Origin of the sequence: Halomicrobium sp. IBSBa, assembly GCF_017612575.1 — an archaeon.
In the GTDB taxonomy this organism is placed as follows: domain Archaea; phylum Halobacteriota; class Halobacteria; order Halobacteriales; family Haloarculaceae; genus Halomicrobium.
The window spans coordinates 77,111-94,352 of record NZ_JADPQC010000004.1 but is presented as its reverse complement, the minus strand read 5'-3'; the positions used below and the strand labels follow the sequence as shown (position 1 = coordinate 94,352).

Here is a 17,242-nt window from a genome sequence, read left to right as displayed (position 1 = left end):
AACGCGACGACCACAACCCGAGGTGACCTGCTATGATCGGAATCCTGAAATCGATGGCAACGACGATGAAGCACGCGCTGGACGGCGAGACCTTCACGGTCTCGTACCCCGAAGAGGTACCCGAAGTGAGCCCGCGCTTCCGCGGTGTCCACAAGTTCAGCCAGGAGCGGTGTATCTGGTGTCGCCAGTGCGAGAACGTCTGTCCGAACAACACGATCCAGATCGTCACGGACGACCAGCGCAACGGCGAGCAGTACAACCTCCACATCGGCCAGTGTATCTACTGCCGACTCTGCGAGGAGGTGTGTCCGGTCGACGCCATCCTGCTGACCCAGAACTTCGAGTTCACGGCCGACACCAAAGACGAGTTCGCCTACAACAAAGAACAGCTGAAGAACGTCCCGTGGTACAAGGACATCGACCCGCTGCAGTCGCGTGAACCCGACCGCGGCGCGTGGATCGGCGAGGGCGACGGCGAAGTCGACTATCAGTAGACAGTCGTCGCCGGCGACTGTGTCGCCGGCTCACTCGCTTGCGCGAAGTTCAGGGCACCTTTTTAGGCTGTCAGAGAACCCGTTCGAGAGCGACGCGACGAACCCGACCGCAGGCCCTTTGTCGGGCGCTCGCCGCGCGCGCCGCGTGCCGGCCGCAGATTCGGAGAGGGTGGTCGCCGGACCAGACCACTATTCTGTGGGGCTTTCCCCCTCACTCGGCAACATTATCCGGGAATTGCTGTTAGCGAGTGCCAAACCGGCCGTGTTCTGACGAACGGAAAGAGGAATCTTCAAAAGCGCGCCGGCAAGACTGTGCAACAATGATGGGACTGTACGAGACAATAGCGTTCGTGCTGTTCGCGGTGGTTACCATTGCGAGCAGCTGGGGCGTCGTGCTCGTCCGCGACGTCTGGCACTCGGCGCTGTTACTGGGCGTGGCGTTACTGAGCGTCGCGGTCCACTACCTCATGCTCAGGGCCGAGTTCGTCGCCGCGATGCAGATCCTCGTCTACGTCGGCGGGGTTCTGATCCTGATCACGTTCGCGGTGATGCTCACGCGCAAAGACGAGAGCGTCGTCGAGGTGGGGGCATGAGCCGTCCACAGCTCCACACCGGAACTTCCCTGTGGCCCGGACTGGCGGCGGTCGCGCTCTTTGGGGTCCTCGCGGCCGCGTTCCTCGGGGCGTCGCTGCCAGAGCCCGCTGGCTTCGGGGCCGACGCACAGATCGTCAAGAGCATCGGGGCGGCGATGTTCAACATCGACCCGACGGCGATCATGGACGAGGGTGCGATCCCGAGTGAGGGCTTCCTCGCGCTGTTCCTCATCATCGCCGTGGTGCTCGACGCGGCACTCGACGGCGCGCTGATGCTCGCCGAACGCGACGAGGACCACTCCGGAGGTGAGAGCCGGTGATCCCCACGCAGTACTATCTGTTGCTCTCGGCCGCGGTCTTCTGTATCGGGATCTTCGGCGTCCTCACCCGCCGGAACGCGCTCATCTTCCTGATGTCCGTCGAGCTGATCCTCAACGCCGCCAACATCAACCTCGTGGCGTTCTCGTTTCAGTACGGGAACCTCTCGGGGCAGGTGTTTGCGCTCTTCGCGATGGGGCTGGCGGCCGCAGAGGTCGCCGTCGGGCTCGGGATCGTCCTCGTACTGTACCGCAACTTCTCGGACATCGACGTGACCGAGGCGACGACAATGAGGTGGTAACATGACTGCATTCGACTACGCACCCGCGATCGCGTTGCTTCCGTTCGTATCGTTCCTCGTCGCGCTGTTCGGCGGGCAGTACCTCCCGAAGAAGGGGGCTCTGGCCGGGATCGCAGCCACGGCCGGTTCGCTAGTGCTGTCGGCGTGGGTCGCGCTGACCGTCGCCGGGGGCCAGACGTACAACGAGGCGCTGTACACCTTCACGGCGGGGCTGGAGACGTTCGAACTCCACCTCGGGATCCTCATCGATCCGCTGACGGCGCTGATGCTGTTGATCGTCTCCTTTATCGCCCTGCTCGTCCACGTCTTCTCGCTTGGCTACATGAACGACGAGGGCGAGACGGGCCTCCCACGCTACTACGCCGGGCTCGGGCTGTTCACCGCGAGCATGCTCGGGTTCGTCTACGCCGACAACATCCTGATGGCGTTCATGTTCTTCGAGCTGGTCGGCCTCTGTTCGTACCTCCTGATCGGCTTCAACTTCCGGGAAGCAGGCCCGCCAAGCGCCGCCAAGAAGGCGTTCCTGGTCACTCGTTTCGGTGACTACTTCTTCCTGATCGGCGTCGTCGGCATCTTCGTCACCTTCGCTGGAGCGACCCAGACGCCCGGTCTGTTCGCTGGCGAGGGTTCGTTCCCGGTCGTCGCAGAACACGCGATCATGGACGGCGCGACCGAGGGGCTGAACACCTTCGGCTTCGAGCCCCAGACGTGGTTCACGATCCTCGGACTGCTCGTGCTCGGCGGCGTGATGGGCAAGTCCGCGCAGTTCCCGCTGCACACGTGGCTGCCCGACGCGATGGAAGGTCCGACGCCGGTCTCGGCGCTGATCCACGCGGCGACGATGGTCGCGGCCGGTGTCTACCTCGTCGCGCGGATGTACGGCTTCTACGCGCTGACGCCGACGACGCTCGCGGTGATCGCGCTCGTCGGCGGCTTCACGGCCCTGTTCGCGGCGACGATGGGCGTCGTCAAGCAGGAACTCAAGCAGGTGCTCGCCTACTCCACGATCTCACAGTACGGCTACATGATGCTCGCGCTGGGGTCGGGTGGCTACATCGCCGCCGTCTTCCACCTGACCACCCACGCGGTGTTCAAGGCGCTCCTGTTCCTCGGTGCCGGTGCGGTGATCATCGCGATGCATCACGAGGAGAACATGTGGGAGATGGGCGGACTCAAGGACAAGATGCCCGTCACCTACTACACGTTCCTCGCGGGCTCGCTCGCGCTGGCTGGCATCGTTCCCTTCGCCGGCTTCTGGTCGAAAGACGAGGTACTGTACGAGGCCCTGATCCACGGGTTCGGGACCGAGGGCGGTCTCGGTACCGTCTTCCTCGTCGCGTACGCGATGGGACTGCTCGCCGTCTTCTTCACCGGCTTCTACACCTTCCGGATGGTCTACCTGACCTTCCACGGTGAGCCCCGGACCGAGACGGCCAAGAAGCCCCACGGCGTTCGCTGGAACGTCAAGGGACCGCTGACGGTCCTGGGCATTCTCGCGACGACGATCGGCTTCGTCAACCTCGCCCCGGTCAAGAAGCTCACCGGCCTCGAGGTCGACTTCCTCCACAAGTGGCTACTCGGTGGGGAAGGGTCCGGCTGGGAGGCACTGCTAACCGGCTACCACCACTACGAGGCGGTTCTCCACGACGGGCCGGCACACGTCCTCGTCGGTGAGCCACTCGGGGCGACGGGGACGCTGATCGCCTCCGCGCTCCTCTCTCTCGGTCTCGCGGTCGCTGGCGTCCTCGCCGCACGCTCGCTGTACAAGGTGCCCGAACCGGTCGAACACACGGACAAACTCGGCTCGATCAAGACGCTGCTCATGCACAACTACTACCAGGACGAGTATCAGGTCTGGCTCGCGACGGGGTTCACCTACCCCCTCTCACGGGCCGCAGACAAGTTCGATCAGGGCGTGATCGACGGCGTCGTCAACGGAATTAGCAGCGTCAGTCTGTTCTCCGGCAGCCGCGTTCGCCGCCTCCAGACTGGCGTCGTCACCAACTACGCGCTGTTCATCACGATCGCACTGGTCGTGTTACTGGTCGTCTTCGGCCTCACAGGGGGGTGGTTCTAGATGGTCGCCGTCGCCGCACTGCTGGCCGTCACGCTGCTGGGTGCCATCGCGACCTTCCTGGTCGACGACCGCTACGCCGCGAAGTTCGCGACCGCAGTGAGCACGATCCCGCTCGTGGGCTCGGTGTGGATGTACTACGTCTACCTCACCGAGTACCAGGGCGTCGGGAACGCCTTGCTCTCGCCCGACACGGTCGCTTTCAGACAGACGATCGACTGGATCGAGCTGGGCGGCTACACGATCCAGTACTCCGTCGGACTGGACGGCGTGAGCATGCCGCTGCTGGCCCTGACCGGCATCCTGACGACGCTCGCACTCGTGAGCTCGTGGACGCCGATCGACGAGCGCCAGTCGCAGTTCTACGGACTGATGCTCCTGATGGAGGTCAGCCTCATCGGCGTCTTCTCGGCGCTCGATTTCTTCTTCTGGTTCGTCTTCTGGGAGGGCGTCCTCATCCCGATGTACCTGCTGATCGGGATCTGGGGCGGCCCGCGCCGGAAGTACGCCGCGATCAAGTTCTTCGTCTACACGAACGTGGCCTCGCTGGTCATGTTCGTGGGCTTCTTCGCGCTGGTGTTCTCGCTTGGCGACTCCATCGCGACGCTCGGCCTGCCCGAGATCACGCAGGCCCTCGTCGCCGGTGAGATGGGATCGCTGGCCGGTATCGGCGTCGCGGACCTGAAGCTGCTGGCGTTCGTGCTGATGTTCGTCGGCTTCGCGGTGAAGGTACCCGTCTTCCCGCTGCACACGTGGCTGCCCGACGCTCACGTCGAGGCACCGACGCCGGTGTCGGTGATGCTGGCCGGCGTCCTCCTGAAGATGGGGACCTACGCGCTGTTGCGGTTCAACTTCACGATGCTGTCGGACGTGGCGACGGGATCGGTCCTCGCGATCATGCCGGTCGCGATCGCGGTGATCGGCGTGTTCAGCGTCATCTACGGTGCGTTGCTCGCACTCGCACAGCGTGACCTCAAGCGCATCGTCGCGTACTCCTCGATCTCGTCGATGGGCTACGTCATCCTCGGCCTCGTCGCGTTCACGCCACACGGCATGGGCGGGGCGACCTTCCAGATGATCTCTCACGGCCTGATCTCCGGCCTGATGTTCATGGCCGTCGGCGTCATCTACAACGAGACGCACACGCGCATGGTCGGAGACATGTCTGGCCTCGCAGACCGGATGCCGTGGACGGTCGGCATCTTCGTCTCGGCAGCTTTCGGTTACATGGGGCTGCCCCTGATGAGCGGGTTCGCCGCCGAGGTGTTCATCTTCCTCGGCTCGTTCGGTGCGACCGACACGCTGGGGACGCTCGCGCCGGTGCTGACCTCCATCGCGATGTTCGGCATCGTCATCGTCGCCGGCTACCTCCTGTGGGCGATGCAGCGGACCCTCTTCGGTGGCTACGAGCTCGAAACGGACTACGAGCTCGACGGTGCGGCGTTCCACGACGTGGCACCGCTGGCAGTCCTGCTCTTGCTGGTCATCCTGCTCGGGGTCGCTCCCGACCTCTCCTACGGGATGATCCAGGAAGCGGTTAATCCGATCCTCGACATCGGAGGTGGTGTCTAATGGTACAACTTCCAACGTGGACGGCCCTCAGCCCGACGCTCCTGCTCGGTCTGACGGCGATCGTCCTCCTGCTCGTCGATAGCATCGATCCGGACTCCTCGAACAACGAACTGCTGGCCGGCGTCGCGGGGCTCGGATCACTCGCCGCCGCGGCGACGAGCGTCTGGTTCATCGTCGCCGGCACGGGCCTGCCGGCCGAGAACGGCGCGTTGATCTCCCTGTTCGACGACCAGCTCGTCGTCGACCAGATGGCGCTGTTCTTCTCGTTCCTGGTCGCCAGCGTCCTCACGCTGGTGGTCGTCGCCAGCTACGACTACATGGCGGACAAGGCCCGTCAGGCCAAGTACTACTCCCTGACGGTCATGGCCGCGACGGGGATGAGCCTGCTGGGCAGCGCCAACGGCCTCGCAGTCGCGTTCGTCGCCCTCGAACTGGCTTCCCTGCCGTCGTACGCGCTCGTGGCGATCCTCAAGACGAACAAGGGAAGCGTCGAGGCCGCACTGAAGTACTTCCTCGTCGGTGCGCTCTCCTCGGGTGTGTTCCTGTACGGCATCTCGCTGGTGTACGGTGCGACCGGCTCGCTCCAGTTCGACGCCGTGGCAGCGGCACTGACCGACGGCGTGCCCGCGGGCATCCTCGGCATCGGCGTCCTGATGATCGTCGGCGGCGTCGCGTTCAAGACCGCGAGCGTCCCCTTCCACTTCTGGGCACCGGAAGCCTACGAGGGCGCGCCGGCTCCGATCTCGGCGTTCCTCTCTTCGGCTTCCAAGGCCGCGGGCTTCGTGCTCGCGTTCCGCGTGTTCGTCACCGCGCTCATGGGCGATGCGGTCCTCGCTGCCATCGACTGGGTGCTGGTCTTCCAGGTCTTGGCCGTCGTGACGATGTTCGTCGGGAACTTCGCGGCCGCGACCCAGGAGAACGTCAAGCGGATGCTGGCCTACTCCAGCGTCGGCCACGCCGGCTACGTGCTGATCGGACTGGCCGCACTGACCGGCGGGAGTACCGACGCCTACGTGCTCGGGTCGGGGATGATGCACCTACTGGTCTACGGCTTCATGAACACGGGCGCGTTCCTGTTCATCGCGCTGGCCGAGTACTGGGACATCGGACGCACCTTCGAGGACTACAACGGGCTCGCGACCCAGGCGCCACTGGCCTGTGCGGCCATGACGGTGTTCCTGTTTAGCCTCGCTGGCCTGCCCATCGGCGGTGGCTTCTTCTCGAAGTTCAATCTGCTGATGGCGACCGTCCGCTCGGGGACGTGGTTCCTCGGTGCGGCGCTGATCATCAACAGCGCGCTGAGCCTCTACTACTACACGCGGGTCGTCAAGGCCATGTGGATCGAAGAGCCCGCCAGCAGCCTGGAGATCGAGCGGTACCCGATCGGGCTGTACACCGCAGTGCTCGTGGCTGCGCTCGTGACGGTCCTGCTCCTGCCGGGCTTCAACGCGGTGTCTCAGACCGCAGAAACCGCTGCGAGCCTGCTCTAAGCGCGCTCGTAGAGCAGGACGCCGCCGCTCTCCGCTCGCTCGACGCGACCTCGTTCTTCCAGCACGTCCAGGTGGCCGACAGCCTCGCTCATGCCCGAGAACTGCTCGGTCACGGGGAGATCACCGAACAATTCCTCCATCACGTTGACCGGCGTCGTGGGACTGTCCAGGAGCGCCTCGACGTCGTCGGTGCGGTCCTCGTGTTCGGCTCTGATGGCCTCGATGCGCGCGCTTGGCTCCTCGATGTCTCTTCTGTGGCCCGGGAGGAACCGATCGTACCCCGCCGTCGCGAGCCGATCGAGCGAGTCGTTGTATTGCGGCAGCACCCGCGGCCGCGGCTCGTCGTCGTCGGCCGGCGGCTGGAGGAAGGGGTTCGGTGTGATGTCGGCGAGGACGTTGTCGCCGACGATCGCTCGGCGTTCGCTGTCGGCCTCGAACGCGAAGAGGACCTCGCCGACAGAGTGGCCGACGAGATCGTCGACCGTGACGAGGCTGTCGTCGACGGTGATCTCGTCGCCGGCAGCGACCGACCGATCGACCGTGACGCTGGACGCGTAGTTGAGGAACGCCTCGGGCAGCTGTGTGACGGTCTCGGCCGTCTCGGCCGCCATGCCACAGCGCTCGAAGAAGTCCACGAAGTACGACTGCTCGTGATCGAGTCGTCCCGCGAAGTCTTCGAGGATCGGCGTCGCGGCGTCGCTGGCGACGATTCGAGCACCCCGTTCGCCAAAGCGGTGGGCTAGCCCGAAGTGGTCCGGGTGAGGGTGCGTGATCAACACCTGCTCGATATCGTCGGGCGCGAGCGACCGCGCCTCCAGCGCCGTCAGCAGCTCCGACCACGCTTCCTCGCTGTCGGGGCCGGGATCGACGATCGTCCGACCGGCGAGGTAGCTGTTGACTGGGCCGACCTGAAACGGCGTCGGGAGTGACACACGGCGAAACATACCACCCGTAGTTGCTCACGCTGGAAAACAGTTCTCTCAACTCCAGTCGCGCCACAAACGATTTATTCGTCCTCACCCAAAGGTCAGATATGAATCGGCACTTCGAAGACACACGGTACTACCTCACGCGCGCCGCCACGACAGCCAAGCGAGGGTTCGCCGCAGAACTCGAACCGGCCGTGACGAGAGTCCGCGAACTGATCGGCCGAGAGCCCGACCCTCCGGCCGGTCGTCTCGACGAGGTGTCGCTCGACCCGCGCGCGGTGCGAACCGCGGTCGTCGAGAGGGCCACCGACGTGATCGGGACCGTGCGCGACCGCGTCACGGCCCGACGTGGGAACGAGCGCTGATCCGGAAGACAATTCTTAAGTCTACCCCTCGAATAGCCTGCACTGTCCGGGTTGGTGATCTAGTCGGTTATGATACCTCCTTCACACGGAGGAAGTCGGCGGTTCGAATCCGCCCCAACCCATTTCTGCGACGAACGGACGTGAGGAGTGAATGCACCTCGCGGATTCGGACCCTGCGAGACGAACGCAGTGAGTCTCGCTTCGGTTCGAATCCGTCCCAACCCATTTTTGACGACACAAACCAGCGAGCGAAGCGAGCGGTCCGTGTCGTCAAAATTGGTGACACGGATTGGAAGCAGACGAGACGAGCATCGCGAGTCTCGGCGCGGTTCGAATCCGCCCCAACCCATTTCTGCGACGAACGGACGTGTGGAGTGAATAGATCTGCCGACTCGCTTTTCGACGGTCCACTCGGCGGTCCCCAACACGTAATCCGCTGGCGGTCGGGGGAGTCGTATGGGCGACGATCCACTGCACGAACGGATGGCCCGCTACGAGCAACTCGCCAGCGAGGCCAGGGAGCGTGCCAGCGAACGCGACGCCGTCGGCGACGAGGTGGGCGACCGACTCGCCGACACGATCGCCGAGGCGGTCGACGAGGCGGGTGTCTCCATCGAGGCCGTCGACCGCTCGCGAGACGGCCACAACTACCGGTTCACGGCGCGACTCGACCGCGCGGCGCTGGTCGCGGCCCTGACCGACGCTTTGCCGGCCGGGTTCGTCGTCTCGCACGTCAACGACGACGGATCGCTGAGCATCGAGTGGACGGGCTCGGACCGGACGCCGTCGAAGCGCGAACACGGGGCGGTGCTGAAAGCGATCGTCGCCGAGGCGACCGAGACCGACGCCGACGGACTCATCGAGTCGGTGCCGTCCCGGACCGCCGTCCTCGACCGGGCCGAACAACTGGGGATCGATCGGGAGGACGCTGCCGATCGGCTGAGTCGACTGGCGACGCTGGACGTGGTCGACATCGCCGACGGTCGAGTCTACCCGGACACGAACTTCTCGCGGTACTGAGTGGCTGGTGATCGACGATCCCGGCCGCTCAGTGTGTCACTCGCTGAGGTCGACCGTGCCCTTCGAGTCCCAGATCTCCATCATCAGCTGAGCGAAGGTGGCCGTTCGGACGGGGTAGCCGTCGGTGTTGGTCGCGTCGACGGGCTTGCTGGCGAGTTTCTCGACGATCGTCTCGTTGTAGTCCATGTCCGCGAGCGTCTCGCGCACGTCGAAGGTGAACGTCCCGTCGTCGTCGGTCGTGAGCCATGCGGCGGCCTGTGCCTTCTCGCTGTACTCGATCGTGTACGTCTCACCGCCGACGAGGTCGCAGATGTCGTCGAGGCGTCCGATTTCGAGATCGTCGTCGCCGACCTCGACGAACAGCGTGTCGTCGTCGATGCGGGTGTCGTACCGCTCCATACCCCTACTCGGACGGTGGGGCTCAAAAGACGTGCCGCTTTCCGGCGAGGTCGTGTGTCGCTCGCGAGATCCGCCCCCACTGTCTTGGCCCTCTGTCGCGAACTGACGACCGTGTCGCTCGCACTGACACCCACGACGGTCGCGGTGTTCGTCGGCGTCGTCCTGATCGCCGGAGCGGTCAACGGCCTTGCCGGCTTCGGATTCGCACTCGTCGGGACGATGGCACTGGCGACCGTGGTCGAACCGACGACGGCGGTCGTGTTCATGATCGTGCCGATTCTGGCGGCCAACGCCTCGCTCGTTCGGGAACTATCGGTCGAGGACGTACGCAGCTGTGGTCGCCGGTTCGGTCCGCTGCTGGCCGCGGCCCTGATCGGCACCGTCGTCGGGCTGGCCGCGGTCGACCGACTCCCCGCGGCCCCTCTCAGAGTCGGGCTCGGTGTGGTGACGCTCGGCTTCGTCGCGACGGCACAGCGAGCGGTGCCGATTCCGTGGTTCGACCGGCTGAAAGCGGGCTGTTTCGTCGAGACGCCACTGGCGATGGTCGCCATCGGCGGCGTCTCCGGCGTCCTCTTTGGCGGGACCAACGTCGGCGTCCAGCTGATCGCCTATCTGCGGAGTCGCGACCTCTCACACGAGCTGTTTGTCGGCGTCGCCGCGATGATCTTCCTGGGTCTGAACGCGGTGCGGGTCGGCGCTGCCGGGGCGCTCGGACTGTATCCCGACCTCACGACGGTGGCCCTCTCCGTCGCGGCCGCAGTGCCAGCGGTTGCAGGCGTCGCCGTCGGCCAGCGGCTTCGAGTGCGGATTCCAGAGCAGGCCCGCCGTCGCTTCGTCCTCGGGCTGCTGGCCGTCGTCGGCGTCCGGCTCGTGCTCGGCGGGCTCGGACTCGCCTGATCGCGCAGTCCTGTCGACTCTCTCACCCCTTGCCGGCGAGAGCGTGCGGTTCAAGTATTCCTCGGTGTAACAACTGGGAAATGAGACGACGGAACTTCCTCACGCGAACCGGAGCCGGCCTCGCAGGCCTGACTGCGCTGTCGGGCTGTACCGGCGACGGCGGCGACGGGACCGAGTCGGCGAGTACCGAGAGCGCGACCGACACCGAGGCCACGGAGAGCGCGACCGAGGCGGGAACGACGACCGGGACCGTCGAAGAACTGAGCGGGACGCTGTCGGTCGCGACCTACTCGTCGTTCGTCGGCGACGGCGCGGCCGGCAACTGGCTCAAATCCGAGTTCGAGTCCGAGCACCCGGAGGTGACCGTCGAGTTCGAGACGCCCGAGAACGGGCTCAACCAGTACATCCAGCGCAAGTCCGAGGGCGCGCCGATCGACGCCGACCTGTTCGTCGGGCTCAACACGGGGGAACTCGTCCGGGCCGACGAGCAACTCGACGAGACGCTGTTCGCGACCGCCAGTGACCGCATCGACGGCGCGGACACGGTCAAGTCGGAACTGCAGTTCGATCCCGACGGTCGCGTCGTCCCCTACGACACCGGGTACATCAGCCTCGTCTACGACGAGGGCGAGGTCGACGCGCCGGGCACCTTCGACGCCCTGCTCGAACCCGCCTACGAGGACGCGCTGATCGCCCAGAACGCCCAGCAGTCCGACCCCGGTCGCGCGTTCCTGCTGTGGACGATCTACAACAAGGACCCCGACGGCTATCTCGACTACTGGGAGGGGCTGGTCGACAACGGCGTCACGATCCTCTCGGACTGGGAGCCGGCGTACAACGCGTACTCGGACGAGGAGGCCCCGATGGTCGTCTCGTACTCGACCGACCAGGTGTTCTACCACGGCGAGGGCGTCGACATGTCGCGCCACCAGGTCGGTTTCCTGAACGATCAGGGCTACGCCAACCCCGAGGGGATGGCCCAGTTCGCCGACAGCGACGACGCCGAACTGGCCCAGGCGTTCGCCTCCTTCGCACTGACAGCGCCGGCCCAGCGCGAGATCGCCACGCGAAACGTCCAGTTCCCGGCCGTCGAGGGCGTCGACCCCGGCGGCGACTTCGGCGAGTACGCGCTGGAGCCCCCCGAGCCGGTCACCTTCACCTACGACGAGCTGTCGGGCAACGTGAGCGGCTGGATCGACGAGTGGGCCCGACAGATCGCGAGCAACTAGGATGGACGCCCGGGTCGACAGACTCGCGCTGCCGGTGGGGGTCATCGCGACACTGGCGACGCTGCTGGTCGTGTTCTACTACCCCGTCGGGAGCGTCCTCGTCGGCGCGGTCCGTGTCGGCGGGGTGCTCTCGCTTGAACCGCTGGGGGCGGTCTTCGGCGACCCGTTCTACGCGGATCTGTTCGGCTTTACGGCGTACCAGGCGCTGCTGTCGACGGTCGCCAGCGTCCTCGTCGGACTGCCGGGCGCGTACCTGCTGGCTCGCTTCGAGTTTCCCGGCCGGCGCTTCCTGCGCTCGGTGACGATTCTCCCCTTCGTCCTGCCGTCGATCATGGTCGCGGTGGGTTTTCTGGCGATGTTCGGCCGCACCGGGCTGTTCAACGACCTGCTCGCCGTCGTCGGGCTCGGCCCGGTCGAACTCACCTTCACGCTGGAGATCATCGTGCTGGCCCACGCCTTCTACAACGCGCCGCTGGTGACGCGACTGGTGACGGCCGCCTGGGAGTCGGTCGACGCGCGACGTGTCGAGACCGCCCGGACGCTGGGTGCGTCACCGCTCGTGGCGTTTCGCGACGTGGTCGTCCCGCAGTTGCTCCCGGCGCTGCTGACCGCCGCGGTGCTTACTTTCCTCTTTACGTTCATGTCGTTCCCGATCGTGCTGGCGCTTGGCGGGCTCGAATTCGCGACCGTCGAGGTGTGGCTGTTCGCCCGCGTTCAGAACCTCGCGCTGACCGAGGCGGCGACGCTCGGCGCTATCGAGACGGCGCTGTCGCTGGGACTGATCTACGTCTACCTCCGGTTCGAGGCGATGCAACTCGGTGCCGGCGGGGGATCTCGTTCGATCGATCGAGAGCCGCTGTTGGCCGGTTGGCGGTCGCTGGTCGATCCGCGCCGGCTCGCGCTCCTGTCGTACGGCGGCGTCGTTCTGGTCCTGTTCGTCGGGCCGCTGGCGAGTCTGGTCGTCGAGAGCGTCACGACGCCCGAGGGACAGTTCACGACCGACTACTACGCCTTCCTGCTGGCCCAGCAGGCCTCGGCCGCGACCGGGACGGTCCAGCCCGTGCCGGCGATCACGAACTCGCTGCTCTTTGCGGCCGGCGCGCTCGTGCTCGCGCTCCCGATGGGCGTCGTCGTCTCGGTGGTCGCCGCCCGCGAGACGCGCGGCTCGCGGATCGCCGAGGCGCTGCTGACGGCACCGCTCGCGGTCAGCGGGATCGTCCTCGGTCTGGGGATGCTCCGGACGCTCGTGTTCGGGACGGAGCTGTTCGGCCACCGGCTGACGGTCACCGGCCCGGTCGCGATCGTCGCCGCCCACGCGGTCGCGGGCTACCCCTTCGTCACCCGGACGGTGACGCCGGCACTGAGTGCCATCGACGACCGACTCGTCGACGCCGCCCGCTCGCTGGGTGCGAGCCGGACGACGGCCCTCCTCGACGTGGAACTGCCGCTGATCGCCGCCGCGCTCGTGGCCGGGGCGGCCTTCGCCGTCGCCATCAGCATCGGCGAGTTCGACACGACGGTGTTGCTCGCCGAGGGCGTCGACAGCGCGACGATGCCGGTGGCGCTGGAACGATACACCGGGAACCGCTCGCTGGGGCCGAACCTCGGACCGGCGACGGCGATGGGGACGGTGTTGCTCGCGGTGACGACCGTCAGCTTCGTGGTGACCGATCGCGTGGGCGGGCGGTGGGAACGATGACGACACCGGGCGTCGAAATCGAGGGACTGACTGTCGGCTACGACGACGTGACCGCGCTGGACGACGTGTCGCTGTCGGTCGCCGACGGCGAGTTCTTCACTCTCGTCGGCCCCTCGGGCTGTGGGAAGACGACGACGCTGCGCTCGATTGCGGGCCTGGAGTCGCCCGATCGCGGGATCGTCTCGATCGGCGGCCGGGACGTGACCGGCGAGCCGCCCGAGGACCGCGAGACGGGGATCGTCTTCCAGAACTACGCGCTCTTTCCCCACATGAGCGTCCGCGAGAACGTCGCCTACGGGCTCCAGTTTCGCGACAGTCCCGCGCGCGACGACGACGAGCGCGTGACGGAACTGCTGGAACTCGTCGAGGTCGCCGACCTCGCCGACCGCGACCCCGACCAGCTGTCCGGTGGCCAGCAACAGCGGGTCGCGCTGGCGCGTGCGCTCGCACCCGAGCCGGCGGTGCTCTTGCTGGACGAACCCCTCTCGGCGCTGGACGCACAGCTGCGCCAGCGCCTGCGCGTCCAGCTCAAACGGATCCAGTCGGAGCTGGGGATCACCACCGTCTACGTCACCCACGACCAGGCCGAGGCGCTGGCGATCAGCGACCGCGTGGCGGTGCTGCGCGAGGGCCGCGTCGAGCAGGTCGCGACGCCGGAGACGGTGTACCGCGAGCCGGCGACGCGGTTCGTCGCGGAGTTCGTCGGCGACAACAACGTCTTCGACGGCGTCGTCACGCCGGACGGGACGCGGGCAACTGTCGGCGACGCTGCCATCGCGCTCCCGGCTGGCAGTGACTGCGACCGCGGCGAGTCCGTCGTCGTCGCCGTTCGGCCCCAAGCGATCGCCGTCGGCCGGGACAGTGCGGACACGCCGTCCACGGAGCGGGCGGTGTCCCTGCGGGCGACGGTCGAGACGGTGGAGTTCCTCGGTGACGCCTACCGAGTCCACTGCGAGTGGCAGGGCCGGACGCTCGTCGTCAAGACCGACGCCGACGAACCGCCCGCGGGCGACGTGGCGCTCCGCGTCGACCCGGCGGACGTGCGCGTCCTCTGACGACAGGAGCGACGCCCGGATGGCTGGCCCTTTACCTCCCCGCCACCAACGCCGCTCCATGACAGATCTGGGCAAGATCGACGCCTCGTTCTTCGACGAGACGATCTATCCGAACCTCGGCGCGTCGCGGGCCGACGTGACCGTCGGGCCGCGCCACGGCGTCGACTTCGGGGTCCTCGACGTGGGGGGGCAGGCGGTCGTGATCGCGACCGATCCGGTCTCGCTGCTGCCGGAACTCGGGCTCGAACGCGCCGGCCGCTTCGCCCTGGAGATCGTCCTGACCGACGTGGCCGTCTCCGGTGTCCCACCGACCCACCTGGCGATGAGTCTCACGCTCCCGCCGTCCTGGAGCGACGACGACCTCGCGACGGTGTGGCGGGCGATCAGCGACCACGCCGAGCGCCTGGGCGTGAGCATCGTCTCGGGCCACACCGCGCGCTACCCCGGCATCGACAGCTCGTGGGTCGGGGGTGCGACGGTGCTTGGCGTCGGCGACCACGACGACGTCGTCCGGCCCGACGGTGCGACGCCCGGCGACCAGCTCGTCGTGACGACCGGTCCGGCGGCCGAGGTGACGGGCCTGCTCTCGACGCTGTTTCCCGAGCGGCTGGGCGTCGACGCCGAAACCGTCGCGATCGCACAGGAGCGCGTCGACGACATCGCGGCCGTGGCCGACGCGCGGACGGCCTTCGCCGCCGGTGGTGTCACGGCGATGCACGACGCTACCGAGGGGGGCGTCGTCGGGGGGCTGACCGAGATGGCGACCGGAGCGGGCGTCCGCTTTACCGTCGACAGCGATCGGATGCCGGTCCAGCCCGGCGTCGAGCGGGTGTGTGACGCCCTCGACGTGGATCCGTGGCTGGTGACGAGCGCGGGCACGCTGCTGCTGACCGTCGAGCCGGAGGCCACAGACGACGTGGTCGAGGCGTTGCGTGACCGCGGGACGCCGGCGGCGACCGTCGGCGAAGTCGTCGCCGGTGAGGGGGTCGTCCGGGACGGGGAGCGCGTCCACCCGCCCGACGGCGATCCCTCGTGGGACGCGTTCGACCGACTGAGCGGGGCCTGACACTGCCGGCAGTACGACCTCGCCGACGAGTTCGGCACGCATTTACTCGCGGGGCCCCTTGTGTGGGTATGGTAGCGGACACGAGCGGTCATCGGAACAAGATCGCCTTCGGCCTCGCGTTCGCGACGGTCGTGATCGTTCCCGGACTGGCGAACTACGCGCTCTCCGGGATCGGACTGGACACCCTCGGAAGCGCCGTCTGGGCGATCGGCTACGGGCTCGGTGCGATCGCGATGTGGTCGATCTGGATCAGGCCACTGGAGCTGACCGGACCCGACGGCGTCGACCCCTCGGAGACCAGCGAGGAACACGTCGACTGAATCAGATACAACGGCTGTAGTAACTCTTTTCAGCCAGTCGGCCACACGTGCAGTATGAGCAAGGACAGTGCTGGGACCGCCGTTCCGGGCCACGGCGCGCGCTCGGGCTGGTCGCGCGAACAGGCGAGTCGTATCGAGCGAACCGACGACACGACGGCACCGATCTTCTACCCGCCCGCGACCGATCAGGCACCCGACGTTCACGTCTGGGACACCTGGCTGTTGCGCGAGCGCGACGGCACGGTCGCCACCGTCGACGGCTACCGGGTCGCGTTCTCGCTGACTGCGCCGGCCGACCTGTTGCCGGGCAAGCGCCACGACGTGGCGACGGTCCGGTACTTCTACTCGGCCGACGGCCGGACGTGGCAGCCCGGCGGCGTCGTCTTCGAGGAGCCGCTGGGCCAGCGCACCTGGGCGGGATCGGCGCTGTTCGACGACGGCGACATCTACCTCTTCTACACCGCGGCCGGGGAGCGCGGGGCCGACGAACTCACCTACACCCAGCGCATCGTCGGCGCGTCCGGGGGAACGCCCCGGACCGACGGCGACTTTGCCATCGAGGGACCCTGGACCCACCACGAACTGCTCCGCCCGGACGGCGACCGCTACGAGCGCCAGGCCCAGTCTCGCGGGATGACCTACACCTTCCGAGATCCGTGGTTCTTCGAGGACCCCGCGACCGGCGAGACGCACCTCCTGTTCGAGGCCAACACGCCGGTGCCCGAGGGCAGCGACGCCTGCGGCGGCGACGCCGCCCACCAGGAGTTCAACGGCAGCGTCGGCCTCGCCCGCTCGCCGACGGGCGACCCGCTCTCCTGGGAGCTGTGTGACCCGCTCCTCGATTCGGTCTGTGTCAATCAGGAACTCGAACGTCCCCACGTCGTCCGGCGGGACGGCCGCTACTACCTCTTCGTCTCCAGTCACGACCACACCTTCGCACCGGGACTCGACGGCTACGACGCGCTGTATGGCTTCGTCGCCGACTCGCTGCGTGGCGACTACGTCCCGCTCAACGACTCCGGACTCGTCGTGACCAACCCCGCGAACGCTCCCTTCCAGGCGTACTCGTGGATGGCCGTTCCCCACCGCGAGGAAGTGCTCGTCCAGAGCTTCTTCAACTACTACGACTTCGACGCCGACTCGATGGATCGGGTCGCAGACCTGCCCGAGTCCGAGCAGATGCGACGCTTCGGCGGGACGCTCGCGCCGACGCTTCGCCTCCGGGTCGAGGGGACCCACACGGAGATCCTCGGGACGCTCGATCACTGGCAGATCCCGCTGCCCGACGAGGACCTGCCGCCGACGGACCGCGAGTACTTCGCGGGCGAGAGCGGCGACGGCGGATCGTACCGCCGCTAGAGGGTGATCTGCGCGTGGGTGTGGAAGGTAAAACGCTACGTGCAAATCCCTCTCTGAGTCAG

General features: G+C 66.9%; 18 protein-coding genes and 1 tRNA gene. 17 read left to right on the top strand and 2 right to left on the bottom strand.

Features of this window, described 5'->3' with window-relative positions; translation table 11 throughout:
- The first annotated feature begins 32 nt into the window (after positions 1-32).
- From IL252_RS11915 to IL252_RS11885, 7 genes are all read left to right on the top strand, one after another.
- A complete protein-coding gene (locus IL252_RS11915) occupies positions 33-494 on the top strand; it encodes an NADH-quinone oxidoreductase subunit I (protein ID WP_015762876.1) in 462 nt (153 codons plus the stop codon).
- A gap of 323 nt (positions 495-817) precedes the next feature.
- Positions 818-1,087 carry an NADH-quinone oxidoreductase subunit J gene (locus tag IL252_RS11910; RefSeq protein ID WP_164731981.1) on the top strand — a complete coding sequence of 90 codons (270 nt, stop codon included), beginning with the start codon at positions 818-820 and terminating at the stop codon, positions 1,085-1,087.
- Positions 1,084-1,407, top strand: a complete 324-nt coding sequence (locus IL252_RS11905; protein WP_153553071.1) for a proton-conducting membrane transporter — start codon at positions 1,084-1,086, stop codon at positions 1,405-1,407. The genes IL252_RS11910 and IL252_RS11905 overlap by 4 nt, the downstream gene beginning before the upstream one ends.
- A complete protein-coding gene (gene nuoK, locus IL252_RS11900; RefSeq protein WP_015762879.1) occupies positions 1,404-1,706 on the top strand; it encodes an NADH-quinone oxidoreductase subunit NuoK in 303 nt (100 codons plus the stop codon). Before IL252_RS11905 ends, nuoK begins: the two co-directional genes overlap by 4 nt.
- A gap of 1 nt (position 1,707) precedes the next feature.
- Positions 1,708-3,783, top strand: a complete 2,076-nt coding sequence (gene nuoL, locus IL252_RS11895) for an NADH-quinone oxidoreductase subunit L (protein WP_208628177.1) — start codon at positions 1,708-1,710, stop codon at positions 3,781-3,783.
- Entirely contained in the window at positions 3,784-5,352 is a 1,569-nt protein-coding gene (locus IL252_RS11890) for a NuoM family protein (RefSeq protein ID WP_208628176.1), read from the top strand.
- Entirely contained in the window at positions 5,352-6,842 is a 1,491-nt protein-coding gene (locus IL252_RS11885; RefSeq protein WP_208628175.1) for an NADH-quinone oxidoreductase subunit N, read from the top strand. The genes IL252_RS11890 and IL252_RS11885 overlap by 1 nt, the downstream gene beginning before the upstream one ends.
- Here IL252_RS11885 and IL252_RS11880 read toward each other — a convergent pair.
- Positions 6,839-7,786 carry an MBL fold metallo-hydrolase gene (locus IL252_RS11880; protein WP_208628174.1) on the bottom strand — a complete coding sequence of 316 codons (948 nt, stop codon included), beginning with the start codon at positions 7,784-7,786 and terminating at the stop codon, positions 6,839-6,841. The genes IL252_RS11885 and IL252_RS11880 overlap by 4 nt on opposite strands.
- An 89-nt stretch (positions 7,787-7,875) precedes the next feature.
- Between IL252_RS11880 and IL252_RS11875 the strand changes: the two genes are divergently transcribed.
- The 3 genes from IL252_RS11875 to IL252_RS11865 all read left to right on the top strand — a co-directional run bounded on the left by IL252_RS11875 (position 7,876) and on the right by IL252_RS11865 (position 9,156).
- The gene (locus IL252_RS11875) at positions 7,876-8,136 is read left to right on the top strand and encodes a hypothetical protein (protein WP_208628173.1); all 261 of its coding nucleotides are present in this window, start codon (positions 7,876-7,878) and stop codon (positions 8,134-8,136) included.
- Between the two features lie 48 nt (positions 8,137-8,184).
- Positions 8,185-8,258: transfer RNA gene (locus tag IL252_RS11870), tRNA-Val, on the top strand.
- Between the two features lie 334 nt (positions 8,259-8,592).
- Positions 8,593-9,156 (top strand): hypothetical protein, encoded by a 564-nt coding sequence (locus IL252_RS11865; RefSeq protein WP_153553078.1) that lies wholly within the window; start codon positions 8,593-8,595, stop codon positions 9,154-9,156.
- Positions 9,157-9,192: 36 nt separating this feature from the next.
- On the opposite strand, the gene IL252_RS11860 is transcribed toward IL252_RS11865, so the two are convergent.
- A complete protein-coding gene (locus IL252_RS11860; RefSeq protein WP_153553079.1) occupies positions 9,193-9,555 on the bottom strand; it encodes a hypothetical protein in 363 nt (120 codons plus the stop codon).
- Between the two features lie 111 nt (positions 9,556-9,666).
- Between IL252_RS11860 and IL252_RS11855 the strand changes: the two genes are divergently transcribed.
- The 7 genes from IL252_RS11855 to IL252_RS11825 all read left to right on the top strand — a co-directional run bounded on the left by IL252_RS11855 (position 9,667) and on the right by IL252_RS11825 (position 17,180).
- A complete protein-coding gene (locus tag IL252_RS11855; protein WP_208628172.1) occupies positions 9,667-10,452 on the top strand; it encodes a sulfite exporter TauE/SafE family protein in 786 nt (261 codons plus the stop codon).
- 80 nt (positions 10,453-10,532) lie between these two features.
- Positions 10,533-11,681: a thiamine ABC transporter substrate binding subunit gene (locus IL252_RS11850; protein WP_208628171.1), complete on the top strand. Its 1,149-nt coding sequence runs from the start codon at positions 10,533-10,535 to the stop codon at positions 11,679-11,681.
- A gap of 1 nt (position 11,682) precedes the next feature.
- A complete protein-coding gene (locus tag IL252_RS11845; protein WP_208628170.1) occupies positions 11,683-13,380 on the top strand; it encodes an iron ABC transporter permease in 1,698 nt (565 codons plus the stop codon).
- Positions 13,377-14,435 (top strand): ABC transporter ATP-binding protein, encoded by a 1,059-nt coding sequence (locus IL252_RS11840; protein ID WP_208628169.1) that lies wholly within the window; start codon positions 13,377-13,379, stop codon positions 14,433-14,435. The genes IL252_RS11845 and IL252_RS11840 overlap by 4 nt, the downstream gene beginning before the upstream one ends.
- 58 nt (positions 14,436-14,493) lie before the next feature.
- Positions 14,494-15,501 (top strand): AIR synthase family protein, encoded by a 1,008-nt coding sequence (locus tag IL252_RS11835; protein WP_153553083.1) that lies wholly within the window; start codon positions 14,494-14,496, stop codon positions 15,499-15,501.
- A gap of 68 nt (positions 15,502-15,569) precedes the next feature.
- The gene (locus tag IL252_RS11830) at positions 15,570-15,821 is read left to right on the top strand and encodes a hypothetical protein (RefSeq protein WP_208628168.1); all 252 of its coding nucleotides are present in this window, start codon (positions 15,570-15,572) and stop codon (positions 15,819-15,821) included.
- A gap of 54 nt (positions 15,822-15,875) precedes the next feature.
- Positions 15,876-17,180 (top strand): glycoside hydrolase family 68 protein, encoded by a 1,305-nt coding sequence (locus tag IL252_RS11825; RefSeq protein WP_208628167.1) that lies wholly within the window; start codon positions 15,876-15,878, stop codon positions 17,178-17,180.
- The last annotated feature ends 62 nt before the right edge of the window (positions 17,181-17,242 follow it).